Source organism: Kosakonia oryziphila (assembly GCF_900094795.1).
In the GTDB taxonomy this organism is placed as follows: domain Bacteria; phylum Pseudomonadota; class Gammaproteobacteria; order Enterobacterales; family Enterobacteriaceae; genus Kosakonia; species Kosakonia oryziphila.
In genome coordinates, this window is record NZ_FMBC01000052.1 from 14,393 (window position 1) to 32,112 (window position 17,720).

10 protein-coding genes and 1 pseudogene are annotated in these 17,720 nt (G+C 51.8%); 5 read left to right on the top strand and 6 right to left on the bottom strand.

Features of this window, described 5'->3' with window-relative positions:
- Positions 1-17: 17 nt before the first annotated feature.
- The 4 genes from alkB to GA0061070_RS20135 all read right to left on the bottom strand — a co-directional run bounded on the left by alkB (position 18) and on the right by GA0061070_RS20135 (position 4,054).
- Positions 18-668: a DNA oxidative demethylase AlkB gene (gene alkB, locus GA0061070_RS20120; protein WP_090137798.1), complete on the bottom strand. Its 651-nt coding sequence runs from the start codon at positions 666-668 to the stop codon at positions 18-20.
- The gene (gene ada, locus GA0061070_RS20125) at positions 668-1,726 is read right to left on the bottom strand and encodes a bifunctional DNA-binding transcriptional regulator/O6-methylguanine-DNA methyltransferase Ada (protein WP_090137800.1); all 1,059 of its coding nucleotides are present in this window, start codon (positions 1,724-1,726) and stop codon (positions 668-670) included. The genes alkB and ada overlap by 1 nt, the downstream gene beginning before the upstream one ends.
- 72 nt (positions 1,727-1,798) lie before the next feature.
- The gene (apbE, locus tag GA0061070_RS20130) at positions 1,799-2,836 is read right to left on the bottom strand and encodes an FAD:protein FMN transferase ApbE (protein WP_090137802.1); all 1,038 of its coding nucleotides are present in this window, start codon (positions 2,834-2,836) and stop codon (positions 1,799-1,801) included.
- Between the two features lie 93 nt (positions 2,837-2,929).
- Positions 2,930-4,054: a porin OmpC gene (locus GA0061070_RS20135; protein ID WP_090137804.1), complete on the bottom strand. Its 1,125-nt coding sequence runs from the start codon at positions 4,052-4,054 to the stop codon at positions 2,930-2,932.
- Between the two features lie 838 nt (positions 4,055-4,892).
- Between GA0061070_RS20135 and rcsD the strand changes: the two genes are divergently transcribed.
- Together rcsD and rcsB are read left to right on the top strand one after the other, a co-directional pair.
- Positions 4,893-7,562 carry a phosphotransferase RcsD gene (rcsD, locus tag GA0061070_RS20140; RefSeq protein WP_090137806.1) on the top strand — a complete coding sequence of 890 codons (2,670 nt, stop codon included), beginning with the start codon at positions 4,893-4,895 and terminating at the stop codon, positions 7,560-7,562.
- 16 nt (positions 7,563-7,578) lie between these two features.
- On the top strand, positions 7,579-8,229 hold the full coding sequence (gene rcsB / locus GA0061070_RS20145) for a response regulator transcription factor RcsB (RefSeq protein WP_007371125.1): 651 nt from the start codon (positions 7,579-7,581) through the stop codon (positions 8,227-8,229).
- A 33-nt stretch (positions 8,230-8,262) separates the two neighbouring features.
- Here rcsB and rcsC read toward each other — a convergent pair whose 3' ends face one another.
- Both rcsC and gyrA read right to left on the bottom strand, forming a co-directional pair.
- Positions 8,263-11,109 carry a two-component system sensor histidine kinase RcsC gene (rcsC, locus tag GA0061070_RS20150; protein WP_090137808.1) on the bottom strand — a complete coding sequence of 949 codons (2,847 nt, stop codon included), beginning with the start codon at positions 11,107-11,109 and terminating at the stop codon, positions 8,263-8,265.
- Between the two features lie 115 nt (positions 11,110-11,224).
- The gene (gyrA, locus tag GA0061070_RS20155; protein WP_090137810.1) at positions 11,225-13,861 is read right to left on the bottom strand and encodes a DNA topoisomerase (ATP-hydrolyzing) subunit A; all 2,637 of its coding nucleotides are present in this window, start codon (positions 13,859-13,861) and stop codon (positions 11,225-11,227) included.
- 158 nt (positions 13,862-14,019) lie between these two features.
- Between gyrA and ubiG the strand changes: the two genes are divergently transcribed.
- The 3 genes and pseudogenes from ubiG to GA0061070_RS20170 all read left to right on the top strand — a co-directional run.
- On the top strand, positions 14,020-14,748 hold the full coding sequence (gene ubiG, locus GA0061070_RS20160; RefSeq protein ID WP_090137812.1) for a bifunctional 2-polyprenyl-6-hydroxyphenol methylase/3-demethylubiquinol 3-O-methyltransferase UbiG: 729 nt from the start codon (positions 14,020-14,022) through the stop codon (positions 14,746-14,748).
- Positions 14,749-15,090: 342 nt separating this feature from the next.
- The gene (gene nrdA / locus GA0061070_RS20165; protein WP_090137814.1) at positions 15,091-17,376 is read left to right on the top strand and encodes a class 1a ribonucleoside-diphosphate reductase subunit alpha; all 2,286 of its coding nucleotides are present in this window, start codon (positions 15,091-15,093) and stop codon (positions 17,374-17,376) included.
- A gap of 104 nt (positions 17,377-17,480) precedes the next feature.
- A pseudogene (locus tag GA0061070_RS20170) lies at positions 17,481-17,720 on the top strand (IS4-like element ISEc60 family transposase); the annotation flags it as partial.

Consider the following 17,720-nt stretch of genomic DNA (forward strand, 5'->3'; position numbering starts at 1 on the left):
GAGAATAATTCTTATTTTTATTCGCTGTTGCCTGCCTGGCGGAATGTCAGGTTGTAACGACACTCGCCAGTCACGGGATGATAGCCCGCTTTCAACGGTGCTATGCCATGATAAAAGAGCCGTGATTCACCGCCCCACACAACAATATCGCCGTGTTCCAGCATCAATCGTTGCAGTGGATCGTTACGCTTCAGCCCACCAAACTGGAAAGTAGCTGGTAAGCCCAGCGAGACAGAGACAATCGGCGCGTGTAAATCAGGTTCGTCCTTATCCTGATGCAGCGATAACTTCGCCCCAGGCGCGTAACGGTTGATCAAGCAGGCATCCGGGCGAAACTCGGGGTAACCCGCCGCAACACTGGCTTTATGACATAACGCCGTGAACGCAGTCGGCATTTCCGGCCACGGCTGAGTCGTTTGCGGATCGACAGGCGCGTAGAGATAACCATACTGATTAGTTGTCCAGCCTAGCCTGCCGCAATTGGTCATCGCCACGGACATGGTATACCCGCCCGGCGTGACCATATGGCGCAGCGGCGACTGGCTGACCACCAGGGCAATGCCACGCATCAGCGCTTCCACATGCGGCAACGCAAAACGGCGGAGCACCACCGCGCCGGGAGCCAGTGACTCCTGCCAGGGCTCTTCATCAGCAAACAGATCGAGCATTAACTCTCCTCTTTTTTCGCTTCTCGTTGCAGCAGTTGCGCTTTACGCGCGATTCCCCAGCGATAACCTGAGAGTGCGCCATCGCCGCGAACCACTCGATGGCAAGGAATAATAATCGCCAGTTTGTTCGCTGCGCAGGCGCTGGCCACCGCCCTCACCGCACCCGGATTGCCCATTTGCTGAGCAAGACGCTGATAGCTGATCGTTGCGCCAGCGGGGATCTCGCGCAGCGCCTGCCATACCTGAAGCTGAAAAGCCGTACCGCGCAAATCCAGCGGCAATGTGAATGGCGCATCCGCCCGATCAAGGCGGCGGATCACCTGCGCGACGCGTGCAAGCATCGTCTCATCACCCTGCACGTTTCGGGCATGAGGAAAAATGGTATTCAGTTCTGCCAACAGTTGTTCATCGCTGTCAGCCAGTAAAATGGCGCAGATGCCCCGTTCGCTCTCTGCCACCAGGCAGCGCCCCAGCGAACAGTCACTCAGAGCGTAACGAATATCAGCATCGTCACCACCACGGCGAAACTGGCGCGCCGTCATTCCCAGCGCGGCATCCGCCTGGCGATAGTAGCTGCTACTGTCGGGGAACCCCGCCGCCAGCACGGCATCGGTCACCGTGTCGCTCTTTGCCAGCGTGTTGCGCAGACGCTGGGCGCGGAAGGCTTGTTGCCAGGCTTTCGGTGTCATCCCGGTCACGGATTTGAACAGACGATGAAAATGATACGGGCTGATGCCTACACTGGCCGCCAGTTGATCGAGGGTGACAGGCGTATCCTGCTCCAGCAATCGACAAGCGGTAGCCACTTTATCCAGCCGCTGCTGTTGCGGATGCGCTTTGTCGGGCTGGCAACGTTTGCATGGGCGAAAACCCGCAGCAACAGCACTATTGGCATCCGGGAAGAAACGCACATTCTGGCGCAGGGCGTGGCGCGCGCGACAGGACGGGCGGCAGAAGATGCCGGTAGTCAGCACTGCAAAAACAAACTGACCATCAGCCTGCGGGTTGCGCGCCAGCACCGCCTGCCAGCGCTGTTCATCAAGTAAAGTCTCGTTCATGTCAGGCTCCTTATTTAAGCTTAGCCCCACTGTGCACACTCGCGCAGAACTCGACACCCGCAATCTTGCGTTTTAATTTTTTTCACTGACCAGGAATGAGGAAAATTGCGGTGACATCCAGGTGGTAAAACCATCTCCCTCTTTCATAATCATAAAGACAGCCAATCCTTCGCGCATCACCACTTTTTTGGCTTTATCGGTACCCAGCACCATTAAACCTGTGTCCCAGGCATCCGCTTCCAGCGCCGTTGGTGCAATTACAGTGACCGATACCAGGCGGTGATCGATGGGACGCCCGGTACGCGGATCGATAATATGCGAAATACGTTTGCCATCCAGCTCGTAATAGTTGCGATAACTTCCGGAGGTGCTGATCCCATGACCGTTAATATCGACCACGGCTTGCGCTACATTTTCACGATCGGTCGGTTTCTGAATTGCCACTCGCCACGGCTGGCCCTGCGCATTCATGCCCCGGCTGGCAAGCGCGCCACCGACGGAAACCAGATAGCGTGCAATACCTTCGTGCTCCATAAGCTGCGCCAGATGATCCGCCGCATAGCCTTCACCGACTGTCGATAAATCGACAAACAGATTTGGCAGATCTTTTTGCAGGAATTGTTCCCCGGCACGATTAATCACCGTCAGATGCTGCAAGCCGGTACGGGCTTTTGCCGCATCAATTTGCGCTTGAGTTGGGCTGGCTACTGGTTGTTTATTCGGACCAAATCCCCACAGATTCACCAGCGGCCCAACGGTAATATCCATTGCACCATCTGTTTTTTCCCCGACCCGCAAAGAGATGGTCACAAGATCCGCCATTGCAGCGCTGACCGGCCAGGGCGCGGTACTGGCAGCGTGATTAAAGCGCATTAGCGCAGAATCGCTCTTCCACGTTGACATTAAATGATCGTCAGCATCCAGCTGCGACTGAATTTTTTCCTTTAGCGCCTGCGCCCGCTGCGCATCTATGTCGACCAGGCTGACACGCCAGAAAGTGCCCATCGTTTTACCTTCCAGCACGGTTGGTTGTACCTGTTCGCTGCCATCGCAGCCAGCCAATAGCAGCAGCGCAGCGGCCACAAAGCTGCGGAAAATAGTCATTATCATTACCTGTTATCTCCTTGATGGCGGCAAGCGTACATCAAAAAGCGGGCAAAAAAAAAGGCGCCTTGCGGCGCCTTAGCAATTGTTGTTGCGAACTTAGAACTGGTAAACCAGGCCCAGCGCAACGATGTTGTCGGTATTAATACCGGCAGAACGGGTGAAGTTGTTGTCGTCCAGCAGGTTGATTTTGTAATCAACATAGGTAGACATGTTTTTGTTGAAGTAGTAAGTCGCGCCAACATCGATGTATTTCAGGATATCCTGGTCACCGTAGTTAACGGTACCGGTATTGTTGGAGATATCCTTACCTTTAGATTGCAGGTAAGCGATGGACGGACGCAGACCGAAGTCGAACTGGTACTGTGCAACCACTTCAAAGTTTTGCGCTTTGTTAGCAAAACCGTAGACCGCATTAGAAGAAGAACCAAAGCGAGTTGCGTTATAGGTCTGAGAGTACTGTGCTGCCAGATAGATATTGTTGGCATCGTATTTCAGGCCGCCGCTGTACACTTCAGCATGATCGCCTTCGCCGTACAGCCCGTCGCTGATTGCATTCTGGTCAGAAGTACGTTTGGAAGAGGACATCGCACCGCCGACGCTGAAGCCTGCGCCCAGAGCGTAGGTTACAGACGCGCCGTAGCCGTCGCCGTTTTCTTGAACCAGGCTGCGACCATTAGAGTTATTTTCACCGCTGCTGTTTTTACCCTGATACTGCAGAGCAAAATTCAGGCCATCAACCAGACCGAAGAAATCGGTGTTACGGTAGGTGGCAACGCCATTAGCACGGGATTGCATGAAGTTATCTGCACCGTAAGTGTCGCCGCCGAATTCCGGCAGAACGTCGGTCCAGGAAGTTACGTCGTAAATTACGCCGTAGTTACGGCCGTAGTCGAAAGAACCCGCATCAGCAACGCGGATACCTGCGAATGCCAGACGGGTCCATGCCTGATTGCTTGAAGTTTCAGTATTGTTAGCCTGAACGTTATATTCCCACTGACCATAGCCCGTAACCTGATCGTTTACCTGAGTTTCGCCTTTAAAGCCGAAACGCACATAAGTTTGATCGCCATCGATGCTTTTGTTGTCAGAGAAATAGTGCAGACCGTCTACTTTGCCGTACAGATCTAATTTGTTGCCATCTTTGTTGTAAACTTCAGCCGCATTCGCTGCGCCTGCTACCAGCAGAGCCGGCACCAGGAGGGACAGTACTTTAACTTTCATTTTATTAACCCTCTGTTATATGCATTTTTATTTGCCACTGCGTACTGATTAACCCTCTAATCAGCTGGCAAATTCATTGTCCTTAAAATAGAAAAATAATCCATCAAGAATATGATACGAAAACTTTGAAGATGTTTCACTTTTAATGATAGATGTTTCTATTTGTAAAAACAAGGGAACTTTTACACAGCACGAATAGCTAATAAATATAGCACTAATAATCAAATAAATTAATAAAAACCATTAAAAACAATCAGTTAAATAAAGAAATAGATGATAGCACTGAATGCAAAAACCAAACCCATAATCGTCACTAAAATACAACACGCTATCATCATTAACTTTATTTATTACCGTCATTCGAATCTGAATGTCTGTTTACCCCTCTTATGACCGAATGCCATGCATTCGGTTTTTTTTTACCTTTATTTACCTAACTTTAATAATAACATACATATAATAACTATTTGTAACGACTATTAACTAATCAACAAGTGTGCCAGATTTTTCTTAGCGGCTTAATAGCATAATTAATTACTTGTTATTTATTGTGTTCTTTTTTATTCAGCGTAGAGATATATTTGTACAACCTCCATGCTTTGTACATCTTTACCGCTTCGTTTGGAGGAGGGACAAAAAACCACATCTTGTGGGTAATGGCTGAAAAGAGAGTCTGGAAATTCACTCATTAACCGATATACTGCCTGCTGTACACTGCTCTGCAACACATCTGTTTGTAGTCCGCGCACGACAGGCGGTAGTTACGGTATGGCAGTAACATTGTTTCAGCGGATGCTGAGCGTCACCTGCAGTGTTGTCTAACGGGTTACACAAAAGAATGAGTCAATCTGACACAATGATTCCTGGCAAATTTTCCCTGATACCGGGCAACATTACCCGTTTCTTTCTCTTATTGATTATTGTCCTGCTGGTAACGATGGGGGTGATGATCCAAAGTGCGGTCAACGCCTGGCTGAAAGATAAGAGCTACCAAATCGTCGATATTACACATGCTATCCATAAGCGTATCGACACCTGGCGGTATGCCACCTGGCAGATCTATGACAATATTGCCGCAGCTCCGGCAACCACGCCCAGCGAAGGTTTACAGGAAACGCGCCTGAAACAGGACGTCTATTACCTCGAAAAACCGCGTCGCAAAACGGAAGCGCTCATTTTCGGTTCGCACGACAGTTCCACGCTGGAGATGACGCAGCGCATCTCAACGTATCTCGATACACTGTGGGGCGCAGAAACCGTTCCATGGTCGATGTACTATCTGAATGGCCAGGATAACAGCATGATTCTGGTTTCGACGTTACCTCTCAAAGATCTTACCTCGGGTTTTAAAGATTCCACCATCAGCAATATCGTCGATTCCCGACGCGCAGAAATGTTGCAGCAGGCTAATGCTCTTGATGAGCGTGAAAGTTTTTCCTCCTTGCGCCGTCTGGCCTGGCAGAATGGCCACTATTTTACGTTGCGTACTACTTTTAACCAGCCGGGCCATCTGGCGACAGTGGTTGCGTTTGACTTGCCGATTAACGATCTGATCCCACCGGGTATGTCACTGGACAGTTTCCGTCTTGACCCTGATAGCACGCAAAATACCACTCGTGTGCAGGATAAAGAGACCACAGATAATGTGACCGTCAACTTTAATAGCTCGCGTATTGAGATCGCTTCTGCGTTGAATGGCACAGGGCTGCGCCTGGTGTGGCAGGTTCCTTTCGGTACGCTGCTGCTCGACACGCTGCAAAACATTCTTTTACCGCTGTTGCTGAATATTGGGCTGCTGGCGCTGGCGCTGTTTGGCTACACCACCTTCCGTCAGCAACCAGGGCGTAAGACGGATAGTCTGGCTGCGCCAGGAACAAGCAACGAGCTGCGCGTGCTGCGAGCTTTCAACGAAGAGATAGTCTCGCTACTGCCGCTTGGCTTGCTGGTACACGATCAGGAAGCTAACCGCACGGTGCTGAGCAACAAAATAGCCGACCATCTGCTACCACATCTGAATCTACAAAATATCACCGCCATGGCGGATCAACACCAGGGCGTGATCCAGGCCACCATCAATAATGAGCTGTATGAAATACGCCAGTTCCGCAGCCAGGTGGCTTCACGTACGCAGATCTTTATTATTCGCGACCAGGACCGCGAAGTGCTGGTTAATAAGAAGCTGAAGCAAGCGCAGCGTTTGTATGAGAAGAATCAACAGGGTCGCGCCACCTTTATGAATAACCTGGCTGACTCGCTAAAACAGCCGGTAAAAGCCCTCGCAGCCGAAGCTGCCGCTCTTGAAAATAAAGAGGGCCATCTCGTCGCCGATCACGCCGACAGATTGGTACAACTGGTGGATGAAATTCAGCTGGCCAATATGCTGGAAAGCGATAGCTGGAAAGGTTCCCCTGTCGTGTTCTCCATTCAGGACCTGATTGATGAAGTGGTGCCGGAAGTTCTGCCCGTGATCAAGCGTAAGGGCTTGCAATTGTTGATTAATAATCCGCTTCCGGCTAACGAGGTGCGCCACGGCGATCGTGATGCGTTACGTCGGATCTTACTACTTTTGATCCAGTACGCGGTGACGACCACGCAAATGGGTAAAATTACCCTTGAAGTGAATATGGATGAATCGGCAGAGGATCGTCTGACCTTCCGTATTCTTGATACTGGCACAGGCGTAAATTCCAGCGAAATTGACAACCTGCACTTCCCGTTCCTTAACGATACACAGAGCGATCAGTACGGGAAAGCGAACGCCCTCACCTTCTGGCTGTGCGATCAACTAGCCAGAAAACTCGGTGGGCATTTGAATATTAAGGCCAGGGAAGACCTGGGGACCCGCTACTCCTTGCATGTCAGGATGGCTGCCCGCTCATCTCAGGTTGAAAGCGAAGAGAAATTGCTTGATGATGTTGTCGCGATGATTGACATCACCTCGAATGAAATCCGCAATATCGTAGTTCGCCAGTTGGAAAATTGGGGTGCAAGCTGTATTTCCCCGGATGAACGTCTTTCAAGTCAAGAATATGATCTCTTTTTGACAGATAATCCGTCTAATCTTACAGCCTCAGGCTTGCTTTTAAGCGATGATGAGGTCGGTGTGCGGAAAATTGGCCCAGGCCAATTGCGCGTTAACTTTAATATGAGCAATGCAATGCAGGGAGCAATATTGCAGCTTATAGAAGAGCAACTGGCGCAGGAAGATGTACCGGAATCACCATTGGGAGGTGATGAAAACGCGGAACTCCATGCCAGCGGCTATTATGCACTGTTTGTTGACACAGTACCCGATGATGTTAAGAGGTTGTATACTGAATCAGCGTTACGCGATTTCGCTGCGCTGGCACAGACAGCACACCGCCTGAAAGGTGTGTTTGCTATGCTAAATTTGGTACCTGGTAAGCAGTTGTGCGAAACGCTGGAGCAATTAATTCGTGAAAGCGATGCTCCAGGCATAGAAAATTACATCAGCAACATTGACGCTTACGTCAAGAGCTTGCTGTAGCAAGGTAGCCTAATACATGAACAATATGAACGTAATTATTGCCGATGACCATCCGATTGTACTGTTCGGTATTCGCAAGTCACTGGAACAAATCGAATGGGTTAACGTAGTCGGTGAATTTGAAGACTCTACAGCGCTCATTAATAATCTGCCGAAACTCGAGGCAAATGTTCTGATCACCGACCTGTCAATGCCGGGCGATAAATACGGCGATGGTATTACGCTAATCAAATACATTAAACGCCATTTCCCTGCGTTGTCGATTATTGTTCTTACCATGAACAATAACCCGGCAATTCTGAGTGCAGTGCTGGATCTGGATATTGAAGGTATCGTACTGAAACAAGGCGCGCCGACCGACCTGCCGAAGGCTCTTGCCGCGTTGCAGAAAGGTAAGAAATTCACCCCTGAAAGCGTTTCTCGCCTGCTGGAAAAAATCAGCGCTGGCGGCTATGGCGACAAACGCCTGTCACCGAAAGAGAGCGAGGTACTGCGTCTGTTTGCAGAAGGTTTCCTGGTAACGGAAATCGCTAAAAAGCTGAACCGCAGTATCAAGACCATCAGTAGCCAGAAGAAATCTGCGATGATGAAACTGGGCGTCGATAACGACATCGCCCTGCTGAACTACCTCTCCTCGGTCACGCTGACCCAGACAGAAAAAGAGTAATCCCCCAACCCCGGCTCTCGTCGGGGTTCTTTTTTATCCCCTGCTGTTTCTGACCCGCGCGGCATACGCGGCCAGCGTTTGCTTCAGTACATCCAGCGTCACAGGTTTTGACAGGCAGCTATCCATACCGGATTCAAGGCAGCGCTGTTTCTCTTCCGCCAGTGCGTTAGCCGTTACACCAATCACCGGCAGCGTCAGGCCCAACTGGCGAATCCGCTGTGTCAGACGATAACCGTCCATATTCGGCATGTTGACGTCGCTGAGCACAATATCAATATGGTTCTTGCTTAATACGTTTAATGCATCCACCCCATCATTCGCTGTTTTGCATTGATAGCCCAGAGACCCCAGTTGATCGGCAAGTAATCGCCGGTTAATCGGGTGATCGTCAACCACCAGGATCATCATATCGTCGTTGCGCGATACCTCATTGTCCTCAACGGCCTGCGTCGTGGTCGCCTGCGGTTCCACCACCTGTACGCGGTAAATGCGTCCCAGCAACGCCAGCAAATCGTGGGGCGCGGCGACGCTGTGTAACCATTCGCCAGGCGCGCGCTCCAGCGGAATGCCGATATGGCGGCGGCAGAAAACAATCACCGCCCGCGCGCCCGAAGGATGCTCCAGCTCATCGTCGGTAATCAACGTATCCTGATGACCGAGCACACGCCCGTCGTACTGCTTCGTGCGGATGCCATTCCAGTTCAGCAAGTTCTGCAAATAGGCCGACAATGAGGCATTACGCACCGCCAGCCAGCAGCAGGTCTCCGCCAACCCATCAACATCAGCGCGCACCGATGCGACCGCACGGTAAAGCGGTATTCGAATGGTGAACTGGCTGCCCATACCCGGTTCGGTATCCACCTCGATATCGCCGTCCATCATGTTAATCAGCTTCTCGCAAATCGCCAGCCCCAGTCCTGTCCCCTGGAAATTACGCTGCACTCCAGTCCCGACCTGGAAGAAAGGATCAAACAACCGCACCACTTCTTTAGCGGGGATCCCCACGCCGGTATCGCGCACACGTATGCTGAGATAATCAGCATCACGCTGTACATGCAGCACAATGCAGCCGATATCGGTGAATTTGATCGCATTACTCAGCAGGTTTGAGATCACCTGCTGCAAACGCATCGGATCACCGTTGAGAACCACTGGCACATCCGGCTCGATAAAGCAGTACAGCCCCAGTTGTTTACGCACCACCAGCGGCAGATAGTTGGCGGTGATATGGCTCATCACCTCACGTGGGGAAAATTCCCGCGGCTCGATTTTTAACTGCTCAGACTCGATTTTCGAGAAATCCAGAATATCGCTGATAATTTTCAGCAGCAGGCTGGAAGAGTTATTCATCGCCGTCACTAGTCGGTCGACACCCTTCGGCAGCTCTTTGGTTTGCAGCAGATCGAGGTTACCAATAATGCCGTACAGCGGCGTGCGCAACTCATGGCTGACGGTCGCCAGGAACATGGATTTCGACTGGCTGGCCTGTTCTGCCGCCTGTGCCATTTCCTGTAACGACTCTTCCATTTTGACGCGCGCGGAGACATCGACCAGCACACAAATCGCCACATTCTCATTGCGATAGCGCGAATGAACAAAGCTGATTTGCAGATTAGTATTGTTGCTGGTCAACACATCAACAAAATTGACCTGCTGGCCGCAGATGATCTGCGTCAGCCGCTGCCGATCTTCATGCGTGAGCATGTTCAGGTAATTATGCGCCAGTTCGTTACTGAGAATATTCGTCCCATCCTGGGTGCGCAGAATACAGATCCCCACGGGCGCAGAAGCGACAATTTTACGGTTGAACTGCTCATGCTCTTCCAGCCGCTGTGCATCGTTTTCGGCCGGGATAAAAATGCGTCGCTCATACATACGCGCCAGGGTAAACAGCGCCACACCCACCAGCACGTTCAGGAGCACGGCATTGAGGATCAGCATGCGGATGCGTTCCAGTACCATATCGACAGGAACAGAATAAACCACGCTCAATGAGGACGGCGGTAAACTCTTTTTCAGGATCAGCTCGCGGAAACCGGAGGTGTAACCGAACCACGAACGTTCCTGCATCCAGCGTGGATCGGCAACAATGCCGCTATCCGGGCCGGTCAGCGAAATCAACGAGTGCCCGCTCTCATCCAGAATGGTGACACCCATCGGCAGGCTGCCCGGCGTAAAGAAATTCTCCATGCGGATTGACTGTTCGGTGCCCAGCAACGCCTGGAGACGATTACCAAGATAAACCGGCGTCAGTGCGTAAAAGTAACCGATTCCCGGTCGCGGCCCCTGGCTCATCCAGTAGAGGTTATTGCTGCGTTCCTCCTGTGGCGCATTGCGGTATTTTACAATCCGCTCATGCAAGCTTTTTAATGTATCGTCACGCTCAACCGGCAGTTCGCGCAGGCCGAAATCCGCCATACACAGATTGTCGCTGCCAATCAGAAATACGCGGTTAAGATCGTAGGCGGCTGAAAAATTGTCGCGCCAGTAGCGCATAAACCACGCCAGCGACTCCAGCGAACCGCGCCATGAGCTACTCATCGCAGAGCAGTCAGAATCGGGGAACAGCGGTAAAAACGCCGGCACATCGGTTTTATCATCGCGGCTGCGCGAGGTGAGGATGCCGTTTTCCGCCGTCAGACGGTTTTCGGCAATGTACTTCAGCTCTTTCATCACATCCGATGTGCGCTGAATGTAACGTTGCGCCTGATCGGAACTGAGGTTGAATTCCTGACGAATTTCTGACTCTTTGTCGTGCAATGCATTGACGATGTAAAAGACTGAAAAGAAGGCAATTAGCAGCCACAGCAATAGCGCCAGCGCCCTGAATAAATAGCGGGAAACTTTCAGGGTACTGCGAAAAGAGACGAGGTATTTCAACCTGGGGAAACTCCGCCACAAGGAAGTTAAAAAAGAGTGTCGTTAAGGTAGCGATAAATCGCGAATGCCGCAATGGCAATGAAAAAGGGCCGGGAAACCGGCCCTCTGTGATGCATTACTCGTCGGCGTCATCCGCCGTATCGTCGTCTGTGTCAACTTCCGGCGCGATGTCGTCATCGCCTTCCGCCACGCTGCCGTCGATGGAGTCCAGCTCTTCGTCATCCACCGGTTCGGCGACGCGTTGCAGACCCACTACGTTTTCATCTTCTGCGGTACGGATCAGAATCACACCCTGGGTATTACGGCCCACCACGCTGATTTCAGACACGCGTGTACGCACCAGCGTACCGGCATCAGTGATCATCATGATCTGGTCGCAATCATCTACCTGCACCGCGCCGACCACGGAACCATTACGCTCGGTGACCTTGATGGAGATAACACCCTGCGTACCACGAGATTTGGTCGGGTACTCGGTTTCAGCGGTACGTTTACCGTAACCGTTCTGCGTGACTGTCAGGATAGCACCTTCGCCGCGCGGAACAATCAGCGATACCACGCTGTCTTTTTCCGCCAGCTTGATACCGCGTACACCGGTCGCCGTACGACCCATCGCACGCACTGCACCCTCTTTAAAGCGCACCACTTTACCGGCAGCAGAGAACAGCATCACTTCATCGTTCCCAGAGGTCAGATCGACGCCAATCAGTTCGTCGCCTTCGTTCAGGTTAACGGCAATGATCCCAGCAGAACGCGGACGGCTGAATTCGGTAAGCGCGGTTTTCTTCACGGTACCGCTGGCGGTTGCCATAAAGACGTTAACGCCCTCTTCGTATTCACGAACCGGCAGAATAGCCGTTATACGTTCATTCGGCTCCAGCGGCAGCAAGTTAACGATCGGACGACCACGCGCGCCACGGCTCGCTTCCGGCAGCTGGTAAACCTTCATCCAGTAGAGACGGCCACGGCTGGAGAAGCAGAGGATCGTATCGTGGGTGTTGGCCACCAGCAGGCGGTCGATAAAGTCTTCTTCTTTAATACGCGCAGCCGATTTACCTTTACCGCCACGACGCTGGGCTTCGTAGTCGGTCAGCGGCTGATACTTCACATATCCCTGATGCGACAACGTAACCACAACATCTTCCTGATTGATCAGGTCTTCGATATTGATATCGGCGGTGTTTGCAGTAATTTCGGTACGGCGTTCATCACCAAACTGTTCGCGAATCAGTTCAAGCTCTTCGCGAATCACTTCCATCAGGCGCTCAGCGCTGCCGAGGATGTGCAGCAGTTCAGCGATTTGCCCCAGCAGTTCTTTGTACTCGTCGAGCAGTTTTTCATGCTCAAGGCCAGTCAGCTTCTGCAAACGCAGATCCAGAATCGCCTGTGCCTGTTGCTCGGTCAGGTAGTACTTACCGTCGCGGATACCGAATTCCGGCTCCAGCCACTCAGGACGTGCCGCGTCATCGCCCGCACGTTCCAGCATCGAGGAGACATTGCCCAGATCCCACGGTTGTGCGATCAGGCCCGCTTTCGCTTCGGCTGGCGTCGGCGCACGACGGATCAGTTCGATGATCGGATCGATGTTCGCCAACGCCACGGCCAGCGCTTCAAGGATATGCGCACGGTCACGGGCTTTACGCAGTTCGAAAATGGTACGACGGGTCACCACTTCACGGCGGTGACGCACGAACGCGGCCAGAATCTCTTTCAGCGTCATGATTTTAGGCTGACCATGGTGCAACGCCACCATGTTGATACCGAAGGAGACCTGCAATTGCGTCTGGGAGTAGAGGTTATTAAGCACCACTTCGCCCACGGCATCACGTTTCACTTCGATTACGATACGCATACCGTCTTTATCAGACTCGTCGCGCAGCGCGCTGATGCCTTCAACGCGTTTATCTTTCACCAGTTCGGCAATTTTCTCGATCAGGCGCGCTTTGTTCACCTGATACGGAATTTCATGCACGATAATGGTTTCACGGCCGCTTTTCGCATCGGTTTCTACCTCTGCGCGAGCGCGAATGTAGATCTTGCCACGACCGGTGCGATAGGCTTCTTCAATCCCACGGCGACCGTTAATGATGGCGGAGGTCGGGAAATCCGGCCCTGGAATGTGCTCCATCAGCCCTTCAACGCTGATGTCTTCATTGTCGATATACGCCAGACAACCGTTAATCACTTCCGTCAGGTTGTGTGGTGGAATGTTAGTGGCCATACCGACCGCGATACCGGAAGAACCATTGACCAGCAGGTTCGGGATCCTGGTCGGCATCACATCAGGAATTTTTTCGGTGCCATCGTAGTTATCGACGTAGTCAACCGTCTCTTTTTCCAGATCGGCCATCAATTCATGGGCGATCTTCGCCAGGCGAATTTCCGTATAACGCATCGCCGCTGCAGAGTCACCATCGATGGAGCCGAAGTTGCCCTGACCATCAACCAGCATATAGCGCAGCGAGAACGGCTGCGCCATACGAACAATGGTGTCATACACCGCAGAATCACCATGGGGATGGTACTTACCGATTACGTCACCAACGACACGGGCAGATTTTTTGTAGGCTTTATTCCAGTCATTGCCCAATACGTTCATGGCGTAAAGTACGCGACGGTGAACCGGTTTCAGGCCATCTCGGACATCCGGCAGCGCACGGCCAACAATGACCGACATCGCATAGTCCAGATAGGAGCTTTTCAGCTCTTCCTCGATGTTAACCGGTGTAATTTCTCTCGCAAGGTCGCTCATCTAACCGCTATCCCTCTACTGTATCCCGGATTCAAAGGTCGCAAATTATAACACAACCGCTGTGATACAGGTAAATCTATAACTCCCGCACAAAGGTTTATTCATCCCGTCGGCCTGATATACTCACACGTCTTATTGAGAGAGGAGTAAATGCGCCCATGAATGCCGAAAAAACACCGGCCGCTCAGAACGTTGACCACGCTGAAATCGCCAAATTCGAAGCTGTCGCTTCACGCTGGTGGGATAAAGAGGGTGAGTTTAAGCCCCTGCACCGTATTAACCCGCTGCGTCTGGGTTACATTGGCGAACATGCCGGCGGTCTGTTCGGTAAAAAGGTGCTCGATGTCGGCTGCGGCGGCGGAATCCTGGCGGAGAGCATGGCGCAGGAAGGCGCAACGGTAACCGGTCTGGATATGGGCTTTGAACCGCTACAGGTTGCGCGTCTGCATGCACTGGAATCCGGCATACAGGTCGATTATGTTCAGGAAACCGTCGAAGAACATGCCGCGAAACACGCGCAGCAGTACGACGTGGTGACCTGCATGGAGATGCTGGAGCACGTACCCGATCCGCAATCAGTGGTAAAAGCGTGCGCGCAGCTGGTTAAACCGGGCGGTCACGTCTTCTTCTCGACAATTAACCGTAATGGCAAATCCTGGCTGATGGCTGTCGTTGGTGCAGAATATGTGCTGCGCATGGTGCCCAAAGGCACGCACGACGTGAAGAAATTCATTAAACCTGCTGAACTATTAACCTGGGTCGATGAGACGGTGCTTCAGGAACGTCATATCACCGGGCTGCATTATAATCCGCTGCTGAATAAATTTACCTTAGGACCGGGAGTGGATGTTAACTACATGTTACATACAACAGCAAAAGATAACTAAGGTCATTAGTTAAAGTTATAAACATTGCGCAGTATCAAGCTGCGCATTTGCCTTTCCCGATGAAGAAATCAGCACTCGATCAAAAATTCATTTTTTTTTGTAAAACGTTGACATCCCCGCCAGGCCTTACAGCATGAGGACTTAGCGTTTATTACGCTTTCGCAACCTGAATTTAACCTCAAAATCAACTCTTGTACTGAAAAGAATCCTTACTAGAATAATCACCATATAGCGTTTCTCTTATCACAAAACCCCTACATATAGTATTTATCCACAGAGTTAGTCACAGCGACGAACTGTGGATAATTGGGGGATACTTTTATTTCACGGACAGGTAATCACATGAATCAGAGTCTGCTGGTGACAAAACGTGATGGTGGCACTGAGCGCATCAATCTCGACAAAATCCATCGAGTGCTGGATTGGGCGGCAGAGGGGCTGAGTAACGTCTCCATCTCTCAGGTTGAACTGCGTTCACATATTCAGTTTTACGACGGGATCAAAACCTCCGACATCCATGAGACCATCATAAAGGCCGCAGCGGATTTAATCTCCCGCGATGCGCCGGACTACCAGTACCTGGCTGCACGCCTGGCGATTTTCCACCTGCGTAAAAAAGCTTACGGTCAGTTTGAACCGCCAGCGCTGTACGATCACGTGAAAAAAATGATCGAGCTGGGCAAATATGATCATCATCTGCTGGAAGACTACACGGAAGAAGAGTTCAAGCAGATGGACGGTTTTATCGATCACTGGCGCGATATGAACTTCTCCTATGCCGCCGTAAAGCAACTGGAAGGGAAATACCTGGTACAGAACCGCGTTACCGGCGAAATCTACGAGAGCGCGCAGTTCCTCTATATTCTGGTTGCTGCCTGCCTGTTCTCGAACTACCCACGTGAAACGCGTCTGGACTACGTGAAGCGTTTCTATGATGCGGTATCCACGTTCAAAATTTCGCTGCCGACGCCGATCATGTCCGGTGTGCGTACCCCGACGCGTCAGTTCAGCTCCTGCGTGCTGATTGAGTGCGGCGACAGCCTGGATTCCATTAATGCCACCTCCAGCGCGATTGTGAAATACGTTTCCCAGCGTGCCGGTATCGGTATCAATGCGGGCCGCATTCGTGCGCTGGGCAGCCCGATCCGTGGCGGTGAAGCATTCCACACCGGCTGTATCCCGTTCTACAAGCATTTCCAGACGGCGGTAAAATCCTGCTCGCAGGGCGGCGTACGCGGTGGCGCGGCCACCCTGTTCTACCCGTTGTGGCACCTGGAAGTCGAAAGCCTGCTGGTACTGAAAAACAACCGTGGCGTGGAAGGTAACCGCGTGCGTCACATGGACTACGGCGTACAGATCAACAAACTGATGTACACCCGTCTGCTGAAAGGTGAAGAGATCACGCTGTTCAGCCCGTCCGACGTACCAGGTTTGTACGACGCGTTCTTCGCCGATCAGGAGGAGTTCGAACGTCTGTACACTCAATATGAGAAAGACGACAGCATCCGTAAGCAGCGTATCAAAGCAGTTGATCTGTTCTCTCTGATGATGCAGGAACGTGCCTCGACGGGCCGTATCTACATCCAGAACGTAGACCATTGCAACACTCACAGTCCGTTCAACCCACAGGTCGCGCCGGTGCGTCAGTCCAACCTGTGTCTGGAAATCGCTCTGCCGACCAAGCCGCTGGAAGATGTTAACGATGAAAGCGGTGAAATTGCACTCTGCACGCTGTCTGCTTTCAACCTCGGCGCCATCAAAAACCTCGACGAGCTGGAAGAGCTGGCAACGCTTGCGGTACGCGCTCTCGACGCTCTGCTGGATTACCAGGATTACCCGATCCCGGCCGCAAAACGTGGCGCGATGGGACGCCGTACGCTGGGTATCGGCGTGATCAACTTTGCTTACTGGCTGGCGAAGAACGGCAAACGTTACTCTGACGGCAGCGCCAATAACCTGACGCACCAGACCTTCGAAGCCATTCAGTACTGGCTACTGAAAGCCTCTAACGAGCTGGCGAAAGAGCAAGGCGCATGCCCGTGGTTCAACGAAACCACCTATTCGCAGGGTATTTTGCCGATCGACACTTACAAGAAAGATCTCGACGGCATTACCAACGAGCCGCTGCATTACGACTGGGAAGCACTTCGTGAATCCATCAAAACGCACGGTCTGCGTAACTCCACGCTCTCCGCGCTGATGCCGTCTGAAACGTCATCGCAGATCTCCAACGCCACCAACGGTATCGAACCGCCACGCGGCCACGTGAGCATTAAGGCGTCGAAAGATGGTATTCTGCGTCAGGTAGTACCGGACTACGAAAAACTGAGCACCGCTTACGAGTTACTGTGGGAAATGCCGAACAATGACGGCTACCTGCAACTGGTCGGCATTATGCAGAAGTTTATTGATCAGTCGATTTCGGCGAACACAAACTACGATCCGAGCCGTTTCCCGTCGGGCAAAGTGCCGATGCAGCAATTACTGAAAGACTTGCTCACCGCGTACAAATTTGGTGTGAAAACGCTGTACTATCAAAACACCCGCGATGGCGCGGAAGATGCCCAGGATGACCTGGTGCCTTCCATCCAGGACGATGGCTGCGAAAGCGGCGCATGTAAGATCTAACGAAGGGGCGGGGAAACCCGCTGAGGAATCCCCAGAAAAATGGGACAGGCATAGTGTGATGTGATCTAATTGATTGTGCTAACAATTTCAAGGAAATCACCACTATGCCTGCGCGTTCATTATGCCGAAAATTTCTTAAGAATATACTGAAGCCCCTGCATCTTTACCGTCAAAAAGCACTGATTGACGCAACCAGTGCTGTAATAAATGGCGCATCCCTTACGCTTACCAGTATCGGACGTCATTTGACTGGAACTGCATCGGTTAAAAACAAAATAAAGCGGGTGGATCGACTGCTGGGGAACCCCCATCTGCAAAATGAGGTTTCCACCATTTTTCATCGG

Bases quoted from the DNA above. Each gene is read 5' to 3' on its own strand.
- apbE (WP_090137802.1), bottom strand. From the start codon at position 2,836: ATGATAATGACTATTTTCCGCAGCTTTGTGGCCGCTGCGCTGCTGCTA.
- GA0061070_RS20135 (WP_090137804.1), bottom strand. From the start codon at position 4,054: ATGAAAGTTAAAGTACTGTCCCTCCTGGTGCCGGCTCTGCTGGTAGCA.
- rcsB (WP_007371125.1), top strand. From the start codon at position 7,579: ATGAACAATATGAACGTAATTATTGCCGATGACCATCCGATTGTACTG.
- gyrA (WP_090137810.1), bottom strand. From the start codon at position 13,861: ATGAGCGACCTTGCGAGAGAAATTACACCGGTTAACATCGAGGAAGAG.
- ada (WP_090137800.1), bottom strand. From the start codon at position 1,726: ATGAACGAGACTTTACTTGATGAACAGCGCTGGCAGGCGGTGCTGGCG.
- rcsD (WP_090137806.1), top strand. From the start codon at position 4,893: ATGAGTCAATCTGACACAATGATTCCTGGCAAATTTTCCCTGATACCG.
- nrdA (WP_090137814.1), top strand. From the start codon at position 15,091: ATGAATCAGAGTCTGCTGGTGACAAAACGTGATGGTGGCACTGAGCGC.
- ubiG (WP_090137812.1), top strand. From the start codon at position 14,020: ATGAATGCCGAAAAAACACCGGCCGCTCAGAACGTTGACCACGCTGAA.
- alkB (WP_090137798.1), bottom strand. From the start codon at position 668: ATGCTCGATCTGTTTGCTGATGAAGAGCCCTGGCAGGAGTCACTGGCT.